Origin of the sequence: Rhodopseudomonas pentothenatexigens (assembly GCF_900218015.1) — a bacterium.
Taxonomy (GTDB): Bacteria; Pseudomonadota; Alphaproteobacteria; order Rhizobiales; family Xanthobacteraceae; genus Rhodopseudomonas; species Rhodopseudomonas pentothenatexigens.
Genome location: NZ_UFQQ01000007.1, coordinates 207,604 through 223,129 on the forward strand (window position 1 = coordinate 207,604; position 15,526 = coordinate 223,129).

Genomic DNA, 15,526 nt, shown 5'->3' on the forward strand with positions numbered 1-15,526 from the left:
CTGCCCCGCGTCGGCGATGCCGGTTTTCCGATCACGACACGCGCAATTTGTCGGCCTCGAGCCCGTTGTTTCGGCACCGCGACCGTAGGTCCGGCGCCTGAAAAACTACGTCGCGATCTTGCGATGCAACATACGTGATCTTGCGTATCGGTCCATCCGCCGAATTCGCCGATCGTTTCCCCGACTGCACTCGCGTCCACGAACCACGAAGGGGTAGTTAATGTCAGACGAAAACAAGCTGGGCCTGAATTCGCCGCTCCGGCGCAAACTGCTGATGGGGATGGCGGCCATTCCCGCCCTCACGATGTTGCCGCGCACGTCGTTCGCTCAGGCGCCTGCAACTTCCGCGGTCAATACGACCGGACTCGCGGTCACGGATACTGAGGTCACGGTCGGCATCCTGCACTCTGTCACCGGCACCATGGCGATCTCCGAGACCGGCTCGGTGCAGGCCGAGAAGCTGGCGATCGAGCAGATCAACGCCGCAGGCGGCGTGCTGGGCCGCAAGATCAAGTACATCCAGGAAGACGGCGCCTCCGACTGGCCGACCTTCGCCGAGAAGGCCAAGAAGCTGCTGGTCAACGACAAGTGCGCCGCGGTGATGGGCTGCTGGACCTCGGCGTCGCGCAAGGCGGTGCTGCCGGTGTTCGAACAGTATAACGGCATGCTGTACTACCCGACCTTCTACGAAGGCCTCGAGCAGTCCAAGAATGTCATCTACACCGGCCAGGAGGCCACCCAGCAGATCATCGCCGGCCTCGACTGGGTCAACAAGACCAAGAACGCCAAGAGCTTCTATCTGCTCGGCTCCGACTACATCTGGCCGCGTACCTCGAACAAGATCGCCCGCAAGCACATCGAGAACCATCTGCAGGGCTGCAAGGTGGTGGGCGAAGAATACTTCCCGCTCGGCCACACCCAGTTCAACTCGGTGATCAACAAGATCAAGCTGACCAAGCCGGACGTGATCTACGCGATCATCGTCGGCGGCTCCAACGTGGCGTTCTACAAGCAGCTCAAGGCGGCCGGAATCGACCTGTCGAAGCAGACCCTGCTGACGATCTCGGTCACCGAGGACGAAATCGACGGCATCGGCGGCGAGAACATCGCCGGCGCCTACGCCTGCATGAAGTATTTCCAGTCGCTCGATAACCCGAACAACAAGAAGTTCGTCGAGGAATTCCACAAGATGTGGGGCCCGAAGACGGTGATCGGAGACGTCACCCAGGCTGCCTATCTCGGCCCGTGGCTGTGGAAATTGACGGTCGAGAAGGCCGGCTCGTTCGACATCGACAAGGTTGCGGCGGCCTCGCCCGGCGTCGAGTTCAAGGGCGCGCCGGAAGGCTACGTCCGGATCCACGAGAACCACCACCTGTGGTCGAAGACTCGCGTCGGACGCGCCAAGGCGGACGGTCAGTACGAGCTGATCTACGAGACCGCCGACCTGGTCGAGCCCGATCCGTTCCCGAAGGGCTACCAGTAAGCGTCGGCGAAAGCTTCCACGCACTCAGTGTCATGCGCGGGCTCGACCCGCGCATCCATCTCCTTCGCTGAAGATGGATCGCCGGGTCAAGCCCGGCGATGACGCTGGGAGTGTGGCAGCGCGCCGCCGCCCACCACCGAGTCCAGATCCATTCCATCCAGGGGCAGCCTCATGTTCGGCGACTATTCGATTGGCGATCTCGGCGCGATCTTCGCGATGCAGGGCTTCGCGGGGCTCATTCTGTTTTCCGTCTACGTGCTGATGGCGCTTGGATTGGCGATCATCTTCGGCCAGATGGGCGTGATCAACATGGCCCACGGCGAGTTCATGATCCTGGGCGCCTACGTCACCTGGATGACGTCGAACTTCTTCCAATCCTATCTGCCGTCACTGTTCTCCGGCTACTTCTTCATTGCGATGATCCTGGCATTCATCGCCTCCGGGGCGCTCGGCATGCTGGTGGAGTGGGGGCTGATCCGCCACCTCTACAAGCGGCCGCTCGACACTCTGCTGGCGACCTGGGGCCTGTCGCTGATCCTGCAGCAGGCGTACCGCTCGATCTTCGGTGCGCGCGAGGTCGGCGTCGAGCTGCCGCAGTGGATGCTCGGCTCCAAGCAGGTCACCGACACCATCGAGATTCCGATCAACGGCATGTTCGTGATGGCGCTCACCGTGCTGATCACCGCGGCGGTCTCCTATGTGCTGTTCTGGTCGCGCTGGGGCCGCCAGGTCCGCGCCGTGGTGCAGAACCGGGTGATGGCGGGCGCCGTCGGCATCAACACCGAGAAGGTCGACCGCTACACCTTCGGGCTCGGTTGCGGCATCGCCGGCATCGCCGGCAGTGCCTTCACCATGATCGGCTCGACCGGGCCGACCTCCGGCCAGCTCTACATCGTCGACACCTTCCTGGTCGTGGTGTTCGGCGGCGCCGCCAGCCTGTTCGGCACCATCGCGTCCGCCTTCAGCATCTCCCAGGCGCAGTCGACCATGGAATTCTTCATGTCCGGCTCGATGGCCAAGGTGCTGACGCTGCTCGCCATCGTGGCGATCCTGATGGTGCGGCCGCAAGGTCTGTTCGCCCTCAAGGTCCGCAAATAACAGGAGCCACCGTCATGGAAAGCCCGCGCTTTCTCAGTCGCACCGATCTGCTCGGTCTCGCCGTCCTCGCTCTGCTCCTGGTGGTGATCCTGCCGCTGTCGCTCGACGTGTTCCGGCTCAACCTGGTCGCCAAATATCTGACCTACGCCTTCGTGGCGATCGGCCTGGTGCTGTGCTGGGGCTTCGGCGGCATCCTCAGTCTCGGCCAGGGCGTGTTCTTCGGCCTCGGCGGCTACTGCATGGCGATGTATCTCAAGCTGGAAGCCTCCAGCGTCGAGAACACCAAGATCCAGTCGACCCCCGGCATTCCGGACTTCATGGACTGGAACCAGATCACCCAGATCCCGTGGTTCTGGCAGCCGTTCCACAGCCTGACGCTGACGATCGTCGCGATCCTGGTGGTGCCGGCGGTGTTCGCGTTCCTGATCGGCGCCGCGATGTTCAAGCGCCGGGTCGGCGGCGTGTACTTCGCCATCATCACCCAGGCGATCGCCGCGATCATGACCATCCTGATCATCGGCCAGCAGGGCTACACCGGCGGCATCAACGGCATCACCGACCTGCGCACCCTGAAGGGCTGGGACATCCGTCCCGACCACGCCAAGGTGGTGCTGTATTTCGTCGAGGTCGCGTTCCTTTTCGGCGCGATCCTGCTGGCGTTGTTCGTGCGCCACTCCAAGCTCGGCCGTATCCTGGTGGCGATGCGCGAGAAGGAGGACCGGGTGCGGTTCTCCGGCTACAGCGTCGCCAACTTCAAGATCTTCGCGTTCTGTCTCGCTGCGATGTTCGCGGCGGTCGGCGGCGCGATGTTCACCCTCAACGTCGGCTTCATGTCGCCGTCCTTCGTCGGCATCGTGCCGTCGATCGAGATGGTGATCTACACCGCGGTCGGCGGCCGGCTGTCGATCTTCGGCGCGATCTACGGCACGCTGCTCGTCAACTTCGCCAAGACCTCGCTGTCGGAATCCTTCCCGCAGCTCTGGCTGTTCGGCCTCGGCGCCTTGTTCATCGCGGTGGTGCTGATCTTCCCGAACGGTCTCGCCGGCATCTGGCGCGACTACGTCCAGCCGCTGTTCGACAGGCTGATCAGCAAGCGCAAGCCCGGTTCGGATCGTACCGGCGGCAAGCCGTTCGGCCAGGTGGCCGACGGCGCCCCGGCGGAATGAGGAGGACATCATGCTGATCGGCCATCAACCGCCCGACTTCCTGCTTGCAGTAGAAGGTCTCACGGTCTCGTTCGACGGCTTCAAGGCGGTCAACGATCTGTCGTTCTACGTCGAGGAAAACGAGATCCGCGTCATCATCGGCCCCAACGGCGCCGGCAAGACCACGGTGCTCGATCTGATCTGCGGCAAAACCAAAGCCACCTCGGGTGCGATCCATTTCCGCGGCAAGGATCTCACCAAGATGAAGGAGAACCAGATCGTGCAGGCGGGGGTGGGGCGCAAGTTCCAGACGCCGTCGATCTACGAAGACCTCACGGTGTTCGAGAATTTGGAGATCTCCTATCCGCAGGGCCGCTCGGTGTTCGGCGCGCTGGCGTTCCAGCGCACCGCGGCGGTGCGCGAGCGCGTCGAGGAGGTCGCCGAGGCGATCTTTCTGAAGGACAAGCTCGGGATGAGCGCCGATCTGCTCAGCCACGGCCAGAAGCAGTGGCTGGAGATCGGCATGCTTCTGATCCAGGACCCCGACCTGTTGATGCTCGACGAGCCGGTCGCCGGCATGAGCGTGTCCGAGCGCGTCAAGACCGCGGAATTGCTGCACACCATCATCAAGGACCGCTCGGTGCTGGTGATCGAGCACGACATGAAGTTCGTCGAAGACATCGCCCACAAGGTCACCGTGCTGCACCAGGGCCAGATCCTGTCCGAGGGCTCGATGGACACGGTCAAGAACGATCCGAAGGTCATCGAAGTCTATCTCGGCCATTAAAGGAGGCGGACATGCTCGCTATCAACGATCTGCACGTCGCCTATGGCCAGAGCGAGGTGCTGCACGGGCTCAATATCGACGTCGCGCCGAATGAGATCGTCGCGATCATGGGCCGCAACGGCATGGGCAAGACCACGCTGATGAAGTCGCTGATGGGCATCATCCCGCAGCGCAAGGGCTCGATCGCGATGAACGGCATCGAGCTCGGCGGCCTCAAGAGCTACGAGCGCGTCGCCAAGGGACTCGCTTACGTGCCGCAGGGCCGGATGATCTTCTCCACCATGACGGTGAAGGAGAACATCGAGACCGGCCTCGCGGCCTCCGGCGACAGCGAAGTGCCGGCCGACATTTACGAGCTGTTCCCGGTGCTGCTCGAAATGAAGGGGCGGCGCGGCGGCAACCTGTCGGGCGGCCAGCAACAGCAATTGGCGATCGCCCGCGCGCTCGCCACCAAGCCGAAGGTGCTGCTGCTCGACGAGCCGACCGAGGGCATCCAGCCGTCGATCATTCGTGAGATGGCACGCACCCTGAAGCGCATCCGCGACAGCCGCGGGCTTTCGATCATCGTCTCCGAGCAGGTGCTGAGCTTCGCGCTCGACGTCGCCGACCGGGTACTTGTGATCGAGAACGGCGAAATCGTTCGCGACGAGCCGCGCGCCGGCGTCGATGAGGCGCAGGTCGCGAAATATCTGTCCGTCTAGTTTTCCACCGTCCACTGGTAACAAGGGGAGCTTCCGATGCCAGAGACATTGATCAAGGTCGATCTCACACAGTCGGCCTACGACAACGAGATGGTCCACAACCGCTGGCATCCGGACATTCCGATGGCCGCGTGGGTCAATCCCGGCGACGACTTCATCGTCGAGACCTACGACTGGACCGGCGGGTTCATCAAGAACAACGACTCGGCTGACGACGTTCGCGACATCGATCTGTCGATCGTGCACTTCCTGTCCGGCCCGATCGGCGTCAAGGGTGCCGAACCCGGCGACCTGCTGGTCGTCGATCTGCTCGACGTCGGCCCGGTCAAGGACAGCCTGTGGGGCTTCAACGGCTTCTTCTCCAAGCAGAACGGCGGCGGTTTCCTCACCGACCACTTCCCGCTGGCGCAGAAGTCGATCTGGGACTTCAAGGGGATGTACACGTCGTCGCGCCACATCCCGGGCGTCAGCTTCGCCGGCCTGATCCATCCCGGCCTGATCGGCTGTCTGCCCGATCCGAAGCTGCTGTCGGCGTGGAACGAGCGTGAGACCGCGCTGATCGCCACCAACCCGACCCGCGTGCCCGGCCTTGCCAACCCGCCGTTCGGGCCGACCGCCCACATGGGCAAGCTCAAGGGCGACGACAAGGCCAAGGCCGCGGCCGAAGGCGCCCGCACCGTGCCGCCGCGCGAACACGGCGGCAACTGCGACATCAAGGATCTGTCGCGCGGTTCGAAGATCTACTTCCCGGTCTATGTGCCGGGCGGCGGCCTGTCGATGGGCGATCTGCACTTCAGCCAGGGCGACGGCGAGATCACCTTCTGCGGCGCGATCGAGATGGCCGGCTGGCTGCACATCAAGGTCGACGTCATCAAGGACGGCGTGTCGAAATACGGCATCAAGAACCCGATCTTCAAGCCGTCGCCGGTGACGCCGAACTACAAGGACTATCTGATTTTCGAGGGCATTTCGGTCGACGAGCAGGGCCAGCAGCACTACCTCGACGTGACCGTGGCGTATCGCCAGGCGTGCTTGAACGCCATCGAGTATCTGAAGAAGTTCGGCTACTCCGGCGCCCAGGCCTATTCGATCCTCGGCACCGCGCCGGTGCAGGGCCACATCTCCGGCGTCGTCGACGTTCCGAACGCCTGCGCTACGCTGTGGCTGCCGACCGAGATCTTCGACTTCGACATGATGCCGTCCTCGGCCGGCCCGGTGAAGGCGATCAAGGGCGACATCGACATGCCGATCTCGCCGGACAAGTAACACACCATCGTCGTCATGGCCGGGCGTAGCCGTTCGAAGAACGGCGTTCTAAGGATCGCCTATGTCCTGGCCATCCACGTCGTACTTGCCGAGCCGCATCAAGACGTGGATGCCGGGGACAAGCCCGGGCATGACGGGAACAACGTGGCAACCGCCGAGCAGTCATCACGGCGGCTAGTCGCCAAGACTTCCCTGCGCGACGGGGAGCGGGACGGTGCGTATATGCCGCCCCGCTCCCATCGCGGGGAAAGTCGCAATCGTCAGCGCAAGGGAAACGACGATGCCTGTTTATGAATATCTATGCGACGCCTGCGGGCCGTTCACCGATCTGCGGCCGATGGCGGAATGTGACGATCCGCAGCTCTGCCCGAGCTGCGAGACTTCGTCACCGCGGGTGATCCTCACCGCGCCGAATTTCTCCTGCATGCCGTCCTCGCAGCGCGCCGCCCACGCCACCAACGAGAAGAGCCGCAACGCGCCGATGACGGTCGGGGAATACAAGGCCAAGCATGCCCCCGGCTGCAGCTGCTGTTCGGGCATCAAGAAGCCGGCGCGGTTGCAGACCCGCACCAAGAGCGGCGCCAAGGGCTTCCCCACCGCGCGGCCGTGGATGATCAGCCACTGACTACGTCGTCGTCATTGCGAGCGAAGCGAAGCAATCCGGGAGTCGGGTGCACCGAGCTTCTGGATTGCTTCGTCGCGGAGCCTGTACTCGGACGACGCGAAGCGTCGATCCGGGTGCTCCCCGCAATGACGCAGGACTCGAGCGGCCGACCTATCCGGCGATCACCGCGGCGACGCCGAGCAGAAAACCGATCTCGAACAATTGCTCGCTGGCGCCGAGTACGTCGCCGGTGTAGCCGCCGATCAGGCGCTTGGCCCAGCCGGCCATCGCGGCGGCAAGCGCACTGCCGGCCGCAAGTCCGATCACCACCGCGATCGGCGATACAAGGAGGAGCGGCAGCGCGCCGAGCCCTACCGCGATTGCGCTGAGCACCAGCTCGTCCTTGCGCAGCGTGGTGTCTGCGTAGCTCGCTTTCATCGCCGCGGTGTTGCCGGCGTAGCTCATCCGATGCGCGACGAGGCACGAGGCACCGCGCGATGCGGCGTGGCAGGCGACCAGCGCGGCGAGCGCTGCCCACAGCGGCAGCAGCGACAGTGCCGCGACCCGCAATGCGACACCGATGCCGAGCGCCAGCGCGCCATAGGTGCCGATCCGGCTGTCCTTCATGATCTCCAGCCGGCGCTCGACCGTCCAGCCGCCGCCGAACGCATCGAAGGTGTCGGCGAGACCGTCTTCGTGGAAGGCGCCTGTCAGCGCGATCGAGGCGGTTACCGCGAGGAGCGCGCCGAGCATTGGTCCGAACAGCGAGGTGCCGACGATCATCGCCGCCGCCGACACCACGCCGATGCCGACTCCGACCACCGGAAAGAACGTCATCGCCCGCATCAGCCAGTCCGGCTCCGGCGCCCGATCGGCGCTCGGCACCGGCAGAATGGTCAGGAAGCGCACCGCGTCGAGCAATTGCGCCAGCGTCGGCGTCGGTCGCGAGAGTTGGGGAGAGTCGGTCATGAAGATGCCTTTGCGGAAGCCGCCGTACTGCGCGCGAGCGAGGGCGCGGTCAAGCGCCGGCTTGCGTTGCCGGTCGGCGGATGTGCGGCGGGTAGCTGCCATGCTGCGGCGACCCCACAGCCAGGCCGCTGTGACTTCCCGCCGCAGCCAAATGGCTAACCCCTTGATAGAGGTCAATGTGACGGTTGTGGGCGGGCGGCTAACCTTGTTCGACGTAATCGAGATGAGGCAATTTCCGCGACGATGCGGTGCAAACGAAACAGCGACGACCGGACCATCTCCGCTGCATTGCGCCTGTGGCTTGAGGCGGCGATCTGCGTCTGCCTATTTGTCGTGATCGTTGTCGCCACCATCCCGGTCGCTTCGGCCGAGGCTGTTTCTCAGCGTGCCGTCTCGGTTGATGTCGCGCCGGCTCAAGCCGTGCCGGCTGTTGCTCTGTGGGCGGCCGACCAGGCGCCGCAGCCCCAGCTCGCCTTCGTCAGGACGCCGCCTTCGCTCCCGCCGCTGAATCTCAGCGACGATCCGGAGATCATGACCACTGACGGCGCCCATGCGCTGACCCCGGTGTCGCTCAGAAGCGCCGGCTGCGATCAGTCCACCCGCGTCCACTTGCCGCTGGCCGAACCGATGCTGGATCGCAGCGAGCCGCCCCAGCTTCGTCCGCCAATCGCCGCGTAGTCCCGCGCCGCGACTCCGTCTGCCGCCGTAAATTCGATCGAGCGAGCCGTCGTCTGACGGCCCGAGGAACTGTGCCTCGGATCGCCTGACCGCCGCAGCGACGCCCCCGGCACTTCAACCGAGTCCTTTCATCGCGCTGTGCGGCCGATTCCATGTGCTGGGTCGGACCGAGCCGGGGCCATGGACGCATCCTTGGGACGCGCCCCGTCTCCGAACCGCAGCGTTCCTGCCGAGCCCAAGACGTCGAGATCCAACCATGACCGAACTGCTGCAAACCGACATCAAGGGTCCGAACGACCAGGCTTCCGGCGAGATGTGGCACGCGACCGATGCCGACCGGGTGCTGGCCGGCCTCGCCACCAGCCGCGGCGGCCTCAGCGCCGAGGAGGCCAAGCGCCGGCTGCAGAGCTGCGGTCCGAACGCGCTGCCGGAGCCGCCGCGCCGCTCGGCGATGCTGCGGTTCCTGTCGCAGTTCAACAACACACTGATCTACTTCCTGCTGGCGGCCGCGGTCGCGGCCGCGTTCCTCGGTCACCAGATCGACGCCGCCGTGATCGTCGCGGTGGTGACGATCAACGCCATCGTCGGCTTCATTCAGGAGGACAAGGCCGAGAAGGCGCTGGCGGCGATCAAGAAGATGATCTCGCCGCGCGCCCACGCCTGGCGCGACGGCCACCGCGTCGTCGTGCCGGCCGAACAATTGGTGCCCGGCGACGTGGTGATGATCGAAGCCGGTGACCGGGTGCCGGCCGATCTGCGGCTCACACGCGCCCGCGGCCTGTTGATCGACGAGGCGATGCTGACCGGCGAGTCGGTCGCCTCCGAAAAGCACGACCAGCCGGCAGCGCCCGACGCGCCGCTCGGCGACCGGCTGTGCATGGCGTTCTCCGGCACGCTGGTATCGGCCGGGCAGGGCTTCGGCGTCGTGGTCGCGACCGGCGCCCGCACCGAGATCGGCCGCATCAGCACGATGATCCAGGGGGTCGAGCAACTGGCGACGCCGCTGCTGGCGCAGATCAACAAGTTCGGCGAACGCTTCACCTGGGTGGCGATTTCGGCGGCTGCGGCGATCTTCGCTTTCGCCGTGCTGGTGCGCGACTATGCCTGGCCGGATGCGCTGATCGCCGTGGTGGCGCTCGCGGTCGGCGTGGTGCCTGAAGGCTTGCCGGCGGTGATCACCATCACGCTGGCGATCGGCGTGCAGCGGATGGCGAGGCGCAATGCCATCATCCGCCGGTTGCCGGCGGTGGAAACCCTCGGTGCCACCTCAGTGATCTGCTCCGACAAGACCGGCACGCTGACTCGAAACGAGATGACGGCGCGCCGGATCGTCACCGCCGATCACACCATCCTGGTCGGCGGCTCCGGCTACGTGCCGATGGGCGAGTTCACCGTCGATGGTCGGGACAATCCCGAAGCGGTCGCCTCCGCGGAGCAACTGATCCGCTCGGCGCTGCTGTGCAACGACGCGCAACTTCGTCACGTCGACGGCCATTACGTCGTCGATGGCGATCCGATGGAGGGGGCGCTGGTCGCGCTGGCGATCAAGGCGGGGCTCGATCCCGAAGGCGAGCGTGCGGCCTGGAAGCGCTCCGACGAAATCCCGTTCGACGCGCAGCATCGGTTCATGGCGACCCGCCACGCCACCGAGTCCGGCGCCCAGGTGATCTTCGTCAAGGGCGCGCCGGAGCGGCTGCTGGCGATGTGCACCACCCAGGTCGGCCCCGGCGGCACGCTGCATCCGGTCGATCCCGAATTCTGGACCGCGCAGGTCGCGCGCGCAGCGGCCGAAGGCGAGCGCGTGCTCGGCTTCGCGTTGCGCTCGCCGGCGCGCCCGTCCGATCAGCTCGGCTTCGCCGATCTCGACGAAGGGCTGGCGTTCATGGGGCTGGTCGGTTTCATCGATCCGCCGCGCGACGAGGTGATTCAGGCGATCGCCGAGTGCCGTTCCGCCGGCATCGTCGTCAAGATGATCACCGGCGACCACGCCGCCACCGCGGAGGCGATCGCCCGGCAACTCGATCTGACCGATCACGCGGATGTCGTCACCGGCACCGAACTCGACCGCACCCCGGATGCCGGCTTCGTCCGGCTGGCGCGCCGCACCGACGTGTTCGCCCGCACCAATCCGGAGCACAAGCTGCGCATCGTCCAGGCGCTGCAGTCGACAGGCGCGGTGGTGGCGATGACCGGCGACGGCGTCAACGACGCGCCGGCTTTGAAGCAAGCCGATGTCGGCATCGCGATGGGCCACAAGGGCACCGAGACCGCCAAGGAGGCCTCCGAGGTCGTGCTGCTCGACGACAATTTCGTCTCGATCGTCGCCGCCGTGCAGGAAGGACGCACCGTCTACGACAACATCCGCAAGGTGATCGCCTGGACGATTCCGACCAATGGCGGCGAAGTGCTCACCGTGATCATGGCGATCCTGGTCGGCTTCACCATGCCGATGACCCCGGTGCAGATCCTGTGGATCAATCTGATCCTCACCGTCACGCTCGGTCTGGTGCTGGCGTTCGAGCCACCGGAGCCCGGCGTGATGAAGCGCCCGCCACGGCTGGCGCATGCGCCACTGCTGTCGCGATTCCTGGTGTGGCGGATCCTCTTTGTCTCGTTGCTGTTCACCGTCGGCGCATTGGCGATCTTCTTCTTCGCGCTCGGCAAGGGGCTGCCGCTCGAAACCGCGCGCACCATGGTGGTCAACGTGATCGTGGTGTTCGAGATCTTCTATCTGTTCAACGTCCGCTATCTGCACACCAGTTCGATCTCGCTGCGCGGCGCGCTCGGCACCATGCCGGTGCTGGCGGCGCTGGTCGTGGTGATTGCCGCGCAGCTCGCCTTCACCTACGCGCCGTTCATGCACAGCCTGTTCGCCACCACGCCGATCTCGCTGATCGACGGCGCCGTGGTGATCGGCGCCGGCGTCGTGCTGATGATCGTGCTCGAGTTGGAGAAGCTGGTGATGCGCAAGATCGGCGCATTGCACGGCCTCGAGCCCTAAACGGCCCCGCCGCGGCGTACGCGCCGTGCTGATCGCGCCGATCCGCGCCCACACCAACGACGAGGTCCATCATGAACGAACTCCATCGTCCCGATAAGACGTCCGGCCTGAATGTGGTGCTCGCCGCCACGGACTTCTCGGCGCGCTCCGATCGCGCGGTTCGCCGCGCCGCGGCGCTGGCCCGCGACAGCGGCGCCCGCCTGGTGATCGCCCACGTGGTCGACGACGATCAGCCGGAGCACATCGTTGCCGCCGAAGTCGAACTCGCCGAATCCGCGCTCGCCGACGCGATCCGCGAACACGGTTATCTGGCGAGCCTCGACTGTACGCCGCTGGTGCTGCTGGGCACGCCATTCGACGCCATCGTCCGCGCCGCGCAGCAGCAGGGCGCGGATCTGTGCGTGGTCGGCAGTCATCGCCGCGCCTTCCTGCGTGACATCTTCGTCGGCACAACCGCCGAACGGGTGATTCGCAACAGCGCGGTGCCGGTGCTGATGGCCAATCTCGATCCGACGTTGCCCTATGCGAAGAGTCTGGCGCCGGTCGATCTGACCGACTGCTCGGCCCAGGCGCTGTGCACTGCTCGCAGGCTCGGCCTGCTGCAGCGGACCAAGCTGATCGTGATGCACGTCTACGACGCGGCGGCGGCCGGCATGCTGAACTACGCCGGCGTTGATAGGACCAGCCTTGACGACTATCTGGTCGACACGCGTACCGATGCGGTGCGCGATCTGGTGCGCTTCCTCGAACCGCTGCGACTCGACGACGTCGACTACTCGACCGTAGTCAAAGAAGGCGCTGGCCCGGCCACCGATATCATCGAGGCCGCCGCCGAGCTGCGGCCGGATCTGGTGGTGATCGGCACCCACGCGCGCATTGGTGCAGTGCGGCTGTTGCTCAGCAGCGTGACCGAAGAGGTCTTGCGCCGCCTGCAGCGCGATATCCTGGTGGTACCCGTGCGCGACGCCGCGAGCTGAGCCGGCTTGCCGGCCTCGGTATTGCCCGTCACACTACCCGTCGATCGGCGCGGCATCGGTACCTCGCCGGCGAACAACGGGGAGGTCGACGATGGGCGCGCGGCTGAAGCATTACGGCTGGGGGCGGGAAGGCGAGGGGATGACCGAGGCCGAGCAGGCCTTCGTGCTCGGCCGGTATCAGGCGAAGTTCAGCCGCGACGGGTTCGAGACCATCGAGGTCGCCAGGCTCGACGATATCAAGCTGCGCGAACCGCGGATCGTACCGCCGAAGTCGCTGTCCGAAATCTGTGCGGTCGACGTCTATCACCGTGCCGCACACGCCTACGGCAAATCCTATCCGGACTATGTCCGCGGCATGCTCGGCGACTACGACGCGGCGCCCGACGTGGTCGCCTATCCGCGCGACGAGGCCGAGATCGCCGCGGTGATGGATTGGGCCGGCGGCGCCGGCGCGGCCCTGACGCCGTTCGGCGGTGGCTCGTCGGTGTGCGGCGGTGTCGAATGCCGGGTCGAGGGCAGCCGTTACAATGCGGCCGTGACGCTGGATCTGCGCCACCTCGGGAAGGTGCTGGAAGTCGACGCCACCTCGCGCGCGGCGCTGATCCAGGGCGGCGCCTACGGCCCGGCGCTGGAGGCGCAGCTCAAGCCGCACAACTTTACGCTGCGGCATTTCCCCCAGAGCTTCGAATATTCCACCCTCGGCGGCTGGATCGCGACCCGCTCCGGCGGTCATTTCGCCAGCCTCTATACCCATATCGACGATTTCGTCGAAAGCCTCCGCGTGGTGACGCCGCGCGGCGTTGTCGAGACCAGGCGGCTGCCGGGCTCCGGCGCTGGGCCAAGCCCCGATCGGATGTTCATCGGCTCCGAAGGCACCCTGGGCGTGATCTCTGCGGCGTGGATGCGGTTGCAGGCGCGGCCCACTTTTCGCGCTGGCGCCTCGGTGCGCTTCCCGAGCTTCTTCGCCGCGGCGCGCGCGGTCCGGGCTGTGGCGCAGGCCGGCCTCTATCCGTCGAACTGCCGCATCCTGGATCCGCAGGAGGCGTACAACACCGGCGCTGCCGACGGCAGCGTCGCGATCATGGTGTTGGCGTTCGAGAGCGGCGATCATCCGGTCGAGCCTTGGATGGCGCGGGCGCTGCAATGCTGCGCCGATCACGGCGGTACCAAAGAGGAGGCCGAAGCGTCGTCGGCGCATCTCGAAGGCGCCGCCGGGCTGTGGCGCAACGCTTTCATCCGGATGCCCTACGCGCGCGAATTCCTCACACCCGCCGGCCTGATCAACGACACCTTCGAGACATCGATCACCTGGGAAAGATTCGAAAGTTCCCACGACAGGGTCAAGGCAGCGACCGAGCAGGCGATCCTGGATGCGACCGGGATCGAGGGCGAAGTCACCTGCCGCTTCACCCATGTCTATCCGGACGGACCGGCGCCGTACTTCTCGTTTCACGCGCTCGGCCGGCACGGCGCGCTGCTCGAGCAATGGCAGGCGATCAAGGATGCGGCCAGCGACGCACTGATCGCGGCCGGCGGCACCATCACCCACCACCACGCCGTCGGGCGCGATCATCGCAAATGGTACGACCGCCAGCGTCCCGAATTGTTCGCCGCCGCGCTGCGGGCCGCCAAGCGCGAGCTCGATCCTCAGGCGATGCTCAATCCGGGCGTGCTGATCGATCCGTAGCGCGGCGCTGCGGCGTGCCCGGTGCAGGCGGCGACAGCGCGGGGTCGCCGGGCGGCAGACGATCGGTGGCGCGGCGGCGTGGCAGGTCGACCCGCGCTTCGACGAATTCCGGCGGGCCTTCGACCAACCGTGCGATCCGCCGGTCGCGTTCTTCCAGCGGTGCGTCCTGATCGATCAGCGCGTGAATCTGTGATGCGGCGAGTTCGACCGCGCGGTCCGGTGCCACCATGAGGGGCGGCCGCGGTCCGGATGCGATGCCGAGTCCGAGCTGCACCAATCGGGCGAGCGCTACGCTGCGGGGCAGTTGCAGGCGTGTCGCCCATTGATCGACCGCAGTCAGCGTCGCGTCGTCGAGTACGATTGCGAGCGCGCCGTCGCTGCCAGCGACAGGTGAATTGCTCGTGGGCTTCGTTGCCGGCGCGCTGTCATCACTCATACGTTAAGCACTAGTCGATCGCGTGCCGCTTCGAAAGCCGAACCTGACGGTTAGCGGCTCGACCACGTAATCGCATCAGGTCGCGGCGTCGACACCCTTTGGGGCCGGCTATTCGTTACCGGTTTGCTAACATCGACACGCACAATCCTGCAGCCTGCTTAGGCAAATTTTAAGCCGGGGCGCTTAGGTTAATCGTGTGAGTTGAGTGCTTTGCGAGTTGTGAGTACGCCATGACAGAGCCCCACCGCCCGAGGGTAAAATACGTGATCGGGCCCGATGGAAGCCCCTTGACGATCGCCGACCTGCCTGCACCCGGCACCAAGCGCTGGGTCATCCGCCGGAAGGCTGAAGTCGTCGCTGCCGTCCGCGGCGGTCTGCTCTCGCTCGAAGAGGCGTGCAGCCGGTACACCCTGACCGTGGACGAATTCCTGTCCTGGCAGTTCTCAATCGACCATCATGGTCTCGCTGGCCTGCGCACCACCCGAATCCAGCAGTATCGCCAGTAAACGAATCCTTCCAGGTTCTGACGATTTGACGAAAGCCGGCCCCATTTCGGGAAGCCGGCTTTCAGCATTTTCAGCGGTTTTTGCGGTCCGTTAAGATTCGTTAACCATATGGAAACCATCCCATAGGCAAGATTTGCCTAGCCGTGCGGGAGGCTGAGCCCGCCGGTCGGTCGCGTCGCGCATCCGAG

Annotated in this window: 14 protein-coding genes; 12 read left to right on the forward strand and 2 right to left on the reverse strand. The window is 65.5% G+C overall.

Features of this window, described 5'->3' with window-relative positions; all coding sequences use genetic code 11:
- Positions 1–220 precede the first annotated feature (220 nt).
- The 7 genes from urtA (at position 221) to DWA33_RS08615 (ending at position 7,105) form a co-directional block, all read left to right on the forward strand.
- Positions 221–1,483 carry an urea ABC transporter substrate-binding protein gene (gene urtA, locus DWA33_RS08580; protein ID WP_114357665.1) on the forward strand — a complete coding sequence of 421 codons (1,263 nt, stop codon included), beginning with the start codon at positions 221–223 and terminating at the stop codon, positions 1,481–1,483.
- Positions 1,484–1,654: 171 nt separating this feature from the next.
- Complete coding sequence (gene urtB / locus DWA33_RS08585) at positions 1,655–2,581, forward strand: urea ABC transporter permease subunit UrtB (RefSeq protein ID WP_114357666.1); 927 nt, start codon at positions 1,655–1,657, stop codon at positions 2,579–2,581.
- Positions 2,582–2,595: 14 nt separating this feature from the next.
- Complete coding sequence (urtC, locus tag DWA33_RS08590; RefSeq protein ID WP_114357667.1) at positions 2,596–3,747, forward strand: urea ABC transporter permease subunit UrtC; 1,152 nt, start codon at positions 2,596–2,598, stop codon at positions 3,745–3,747.
- Between the two features lie 10 nt (positions 3,748–3,757).
- The gene (gene urtD, locus DWA33_RS08595; protein ID WP_114357668.1) at positions 3,758–4,513 is read left to right on the forward strand and encodes an urea ABC transporter ATP-binding protein UrtD; all 756 of its coding nucleotides are present in this window, start codon (positions 3,758–3,760) and stop codon (positions 4,511–4,513) included.
- A gap of 11 nt (positions 4,514–4,524) precedes the next feature.
- Positions 4,525–5,214, forward strand: a complete 690-nt coding sequence (gene urtE, locus DWA33_RS08600) for an urea ABC transporter ATP-binding subunit UrtE (RefSeq protein ID WP_114357669.1) — start codon at positions 4,525–4,527, stop codon at positions 5,212–5,214.
- Between the two features lie 36 nt (positions 5,215–5,250).
- Complete coding sequence (gene fmdA / locus DWA33_RS08605) at positions 5,251–6,480, forward strand: formamidase (protein ID WP_114357670.1); 1,230 nt, start codon at positions 5,251–5,253, stop codon at positions 6,478–6,480.
- Between the two features lie 280 nt (positions 6,481–6,760).
- On the forward strand, positions 6,761–7,105 hold the full coding sequence (locus DWA33_RS08615) for an FmdB family zinc ribbon protein (protein WP_114357671.1): 345 nt from the start codon (positions 6,761–6,763) through the stop codon (positions 7,103–7,105).
- Between the two features lie 150 nt (positions 7,106–7,255).
- On the opposite strand, the gene cobS is transcribed toward DWA33_RS08615, so the two are convergent.
- Entirely contained in the window at positions 7,256–8,053 is a 798-nt protein-coding gene (gene cobS, locus DWA33_RS08620; protein WP_114357715.1) for an adenosylcobinamide-GDP ribazoletransferase, read from the reverse strand.
- Between the two features lie 243 nt (positions 8,054–8,296).
- Between cobS and DWA33_RS08625 the strand changes: the two genes are divergently transcribed.
- The 4 genes from DWA33_RS08625 (at position 8,297) to DWA33_RS08640 (ending at position 14,396) form a co-directional block, all read left to right on the forward strand.
- Positions 8,297–8,731: a hypothetical protein gene (locus DWA33_RS08625; protein WP_167443154.1), complete on the forward strand. Its 435-nt coding sequence runs from the start codon at positions 8,297–8,299 to the stop codon at positions 8,729–8,731.
- A gap of 256 nt (positions 8,732–8,987) precedes the next feature.
- A complete protein-coding gene (locus DWA33_RS08630; protein WP_114357672.1) occupies positions 8,988–11,732 on the forward strand; it encodes a cation-transporting P-type ATPase in 2,745 nt (914 codons plus the stop codon).
- Between the two features lie 71 nt (positions 11,733–11,803).
- The gene (locus tag DWA33_RS08635) at positions 11,804–12,709 is read left to right on the forward strand and encodes a universal stress protein (RefSeq protein WP_114357673.1); all 906 of its coding nucleotides are present in this window, start codon (positions 11,804–11,806) and stop codon (positions 12,707–12,709) included.
- A gap of 91 nt (positions 12,710–12,800) precedes the next feature.
- Entirely contained in the window at positions 12,801–14,396 is a 1,596-nt protein-coding gene (locus DWA33_RS08640; protein WP_114357674.1) for an FAD-binding oxidoreductase, read from the forward strand.
- On the opposite strand, the gene DWA33_RS08645 is transcribed toward DWA33_RS08640, so the two are convergent.
- Positions 14,368–14,832, reverse strand: coding sequence for a hypothetical protein (locus DWA33_RS08645; protein ID WP_114357675.1), 465 nt, complete (start codon positions 14,830–14,832; stop codon positions 14,368–14,370). The two genes, DWA33_RS08640 and DWA33_RS08645, sit on opposite strands and share 29 nt — an antisense overlap.
- 230 nt (positions 14,833–15,062) lie before the next feature.
- Here DWA33_RS08645 and sciP point away from each other — a divergent pair, with 230 nt between their 5' ends.
- Positions 15,063–15,338 carry a CtrA inhibitor SciP gene (gene sciP, locus DWA33_RS08650; protein WP_011156827.1) on the forward strand — a complete coding sequence of 92 codons (276 nt, stop codon included), beginning with the start codon at positions 15,063–15,065 and terminating at the stop codon, positions 15,336–15,338.
- Positions 15,339–15,526 lie beyond the last annotated feature (188 nt).

What these genes read in the sequence shown, in the direction of transcription:
- urtD (WP_114357668.1), top strand. Translation starts at nt 3,758, where the DNA reads ATGCTGATCGGCCATCAACCGCCCGACTTCCTGCTTGCAGTAGAAGGT.
- DWA33_RS08640 (WP_114357674.1), top strand. Translation starts at nt 12,801, where the DNA reads ATGGGCGCGCGGCTGAAGCATTACGGCTGGGGGCGGGAAGGCGAGGGG.
- cobS (WP_114357715.1), bottom strand. Translation starts at nt 8,053, where the DNA reads ATGACCGACTCTCCCCAACTCTCGCGACCGACGCCGACGCTGGCGCAA.
- DWA33_RS08645 (WP_114357675.1), bottom strand. Translation starts at nt 14,832, where the DNA reads ATGAGTGATGACAGCGCGCCGGCAACGAAGCCCACGAGCAATTCACCT.
- DWA33_RS08615 (WP_114357671.1), top strand. Translation starts at nt 6,761, where the DNA reads ATGCCTGTTTATGAATATCTATGCGACGCCTGCGGGCCGTTCACCGAT.
- urtA (WP_114357665.1), top strand. Translation starts at nt 221, where the DNA reads ATGTCAGACGAAAACAAGCTGGGCCTGAATTCGCCGCTCCGGCGCAAA.
- urtB (WP_114357666.1), top strand. Translation starts at nt 1,655, where the DNA reads ATGTTCGGCGACTATTCGATTGGCGATCTCGGCGCGATCTTCGCGATG.
- DWA33_RS08625 (WP_167443154.1), top strand. Translation starts at nt 8,297, where the DNA reads ATGCGGTGCAAACGAAACAGCGACGACCGGACCATCTCCGCTGCATTG.
- DWA33_RS08635 (WP_114357673.1), top strand. Translation starts at nt 11,804, where the DNA reads ATGAACGAACTCCATCGTCCCGATAAGACGTCCGGCCTGAATGTGGTG.
- fmdA (WP_114357670.1), top strand. Translation starts at nt 5,251, where the DNA reads ATGCCAGAGACATTGATCAAGGTCGATCTCACACAGTCGGCCTACGAC.
- DWA33_RS08630 (WP_114357672.1), top strand. Translation starts at nt 8,988, where the DNA reads ATGACCGAACTGCTGCAAACCGACATCAAGGGTCCGAACGACCAGGCT.
- sciP (WP_011156827.1), top strand. Translation starts at nt 15,063, where the DNA reads ATGACAGAGCCCCACCGCCCGAGGGTAAAATACGTGATCGGGCCCGAT.
- urtC (WP_114357667.1), top strand. Translation starts at nt 2,596, where the DNA reads ATGGAAAGCCCGCGCTTTCTCAGTCGCACCGATCTGCTCGGTCTCGCC.
- urtE (WP_114357669.1), top strand. Translation starts at nt 4,525, where the DNA reads ATGCTCGCTATCAACGATCTGCACGTCGCCTATGGCCAGAGCGAGGTG.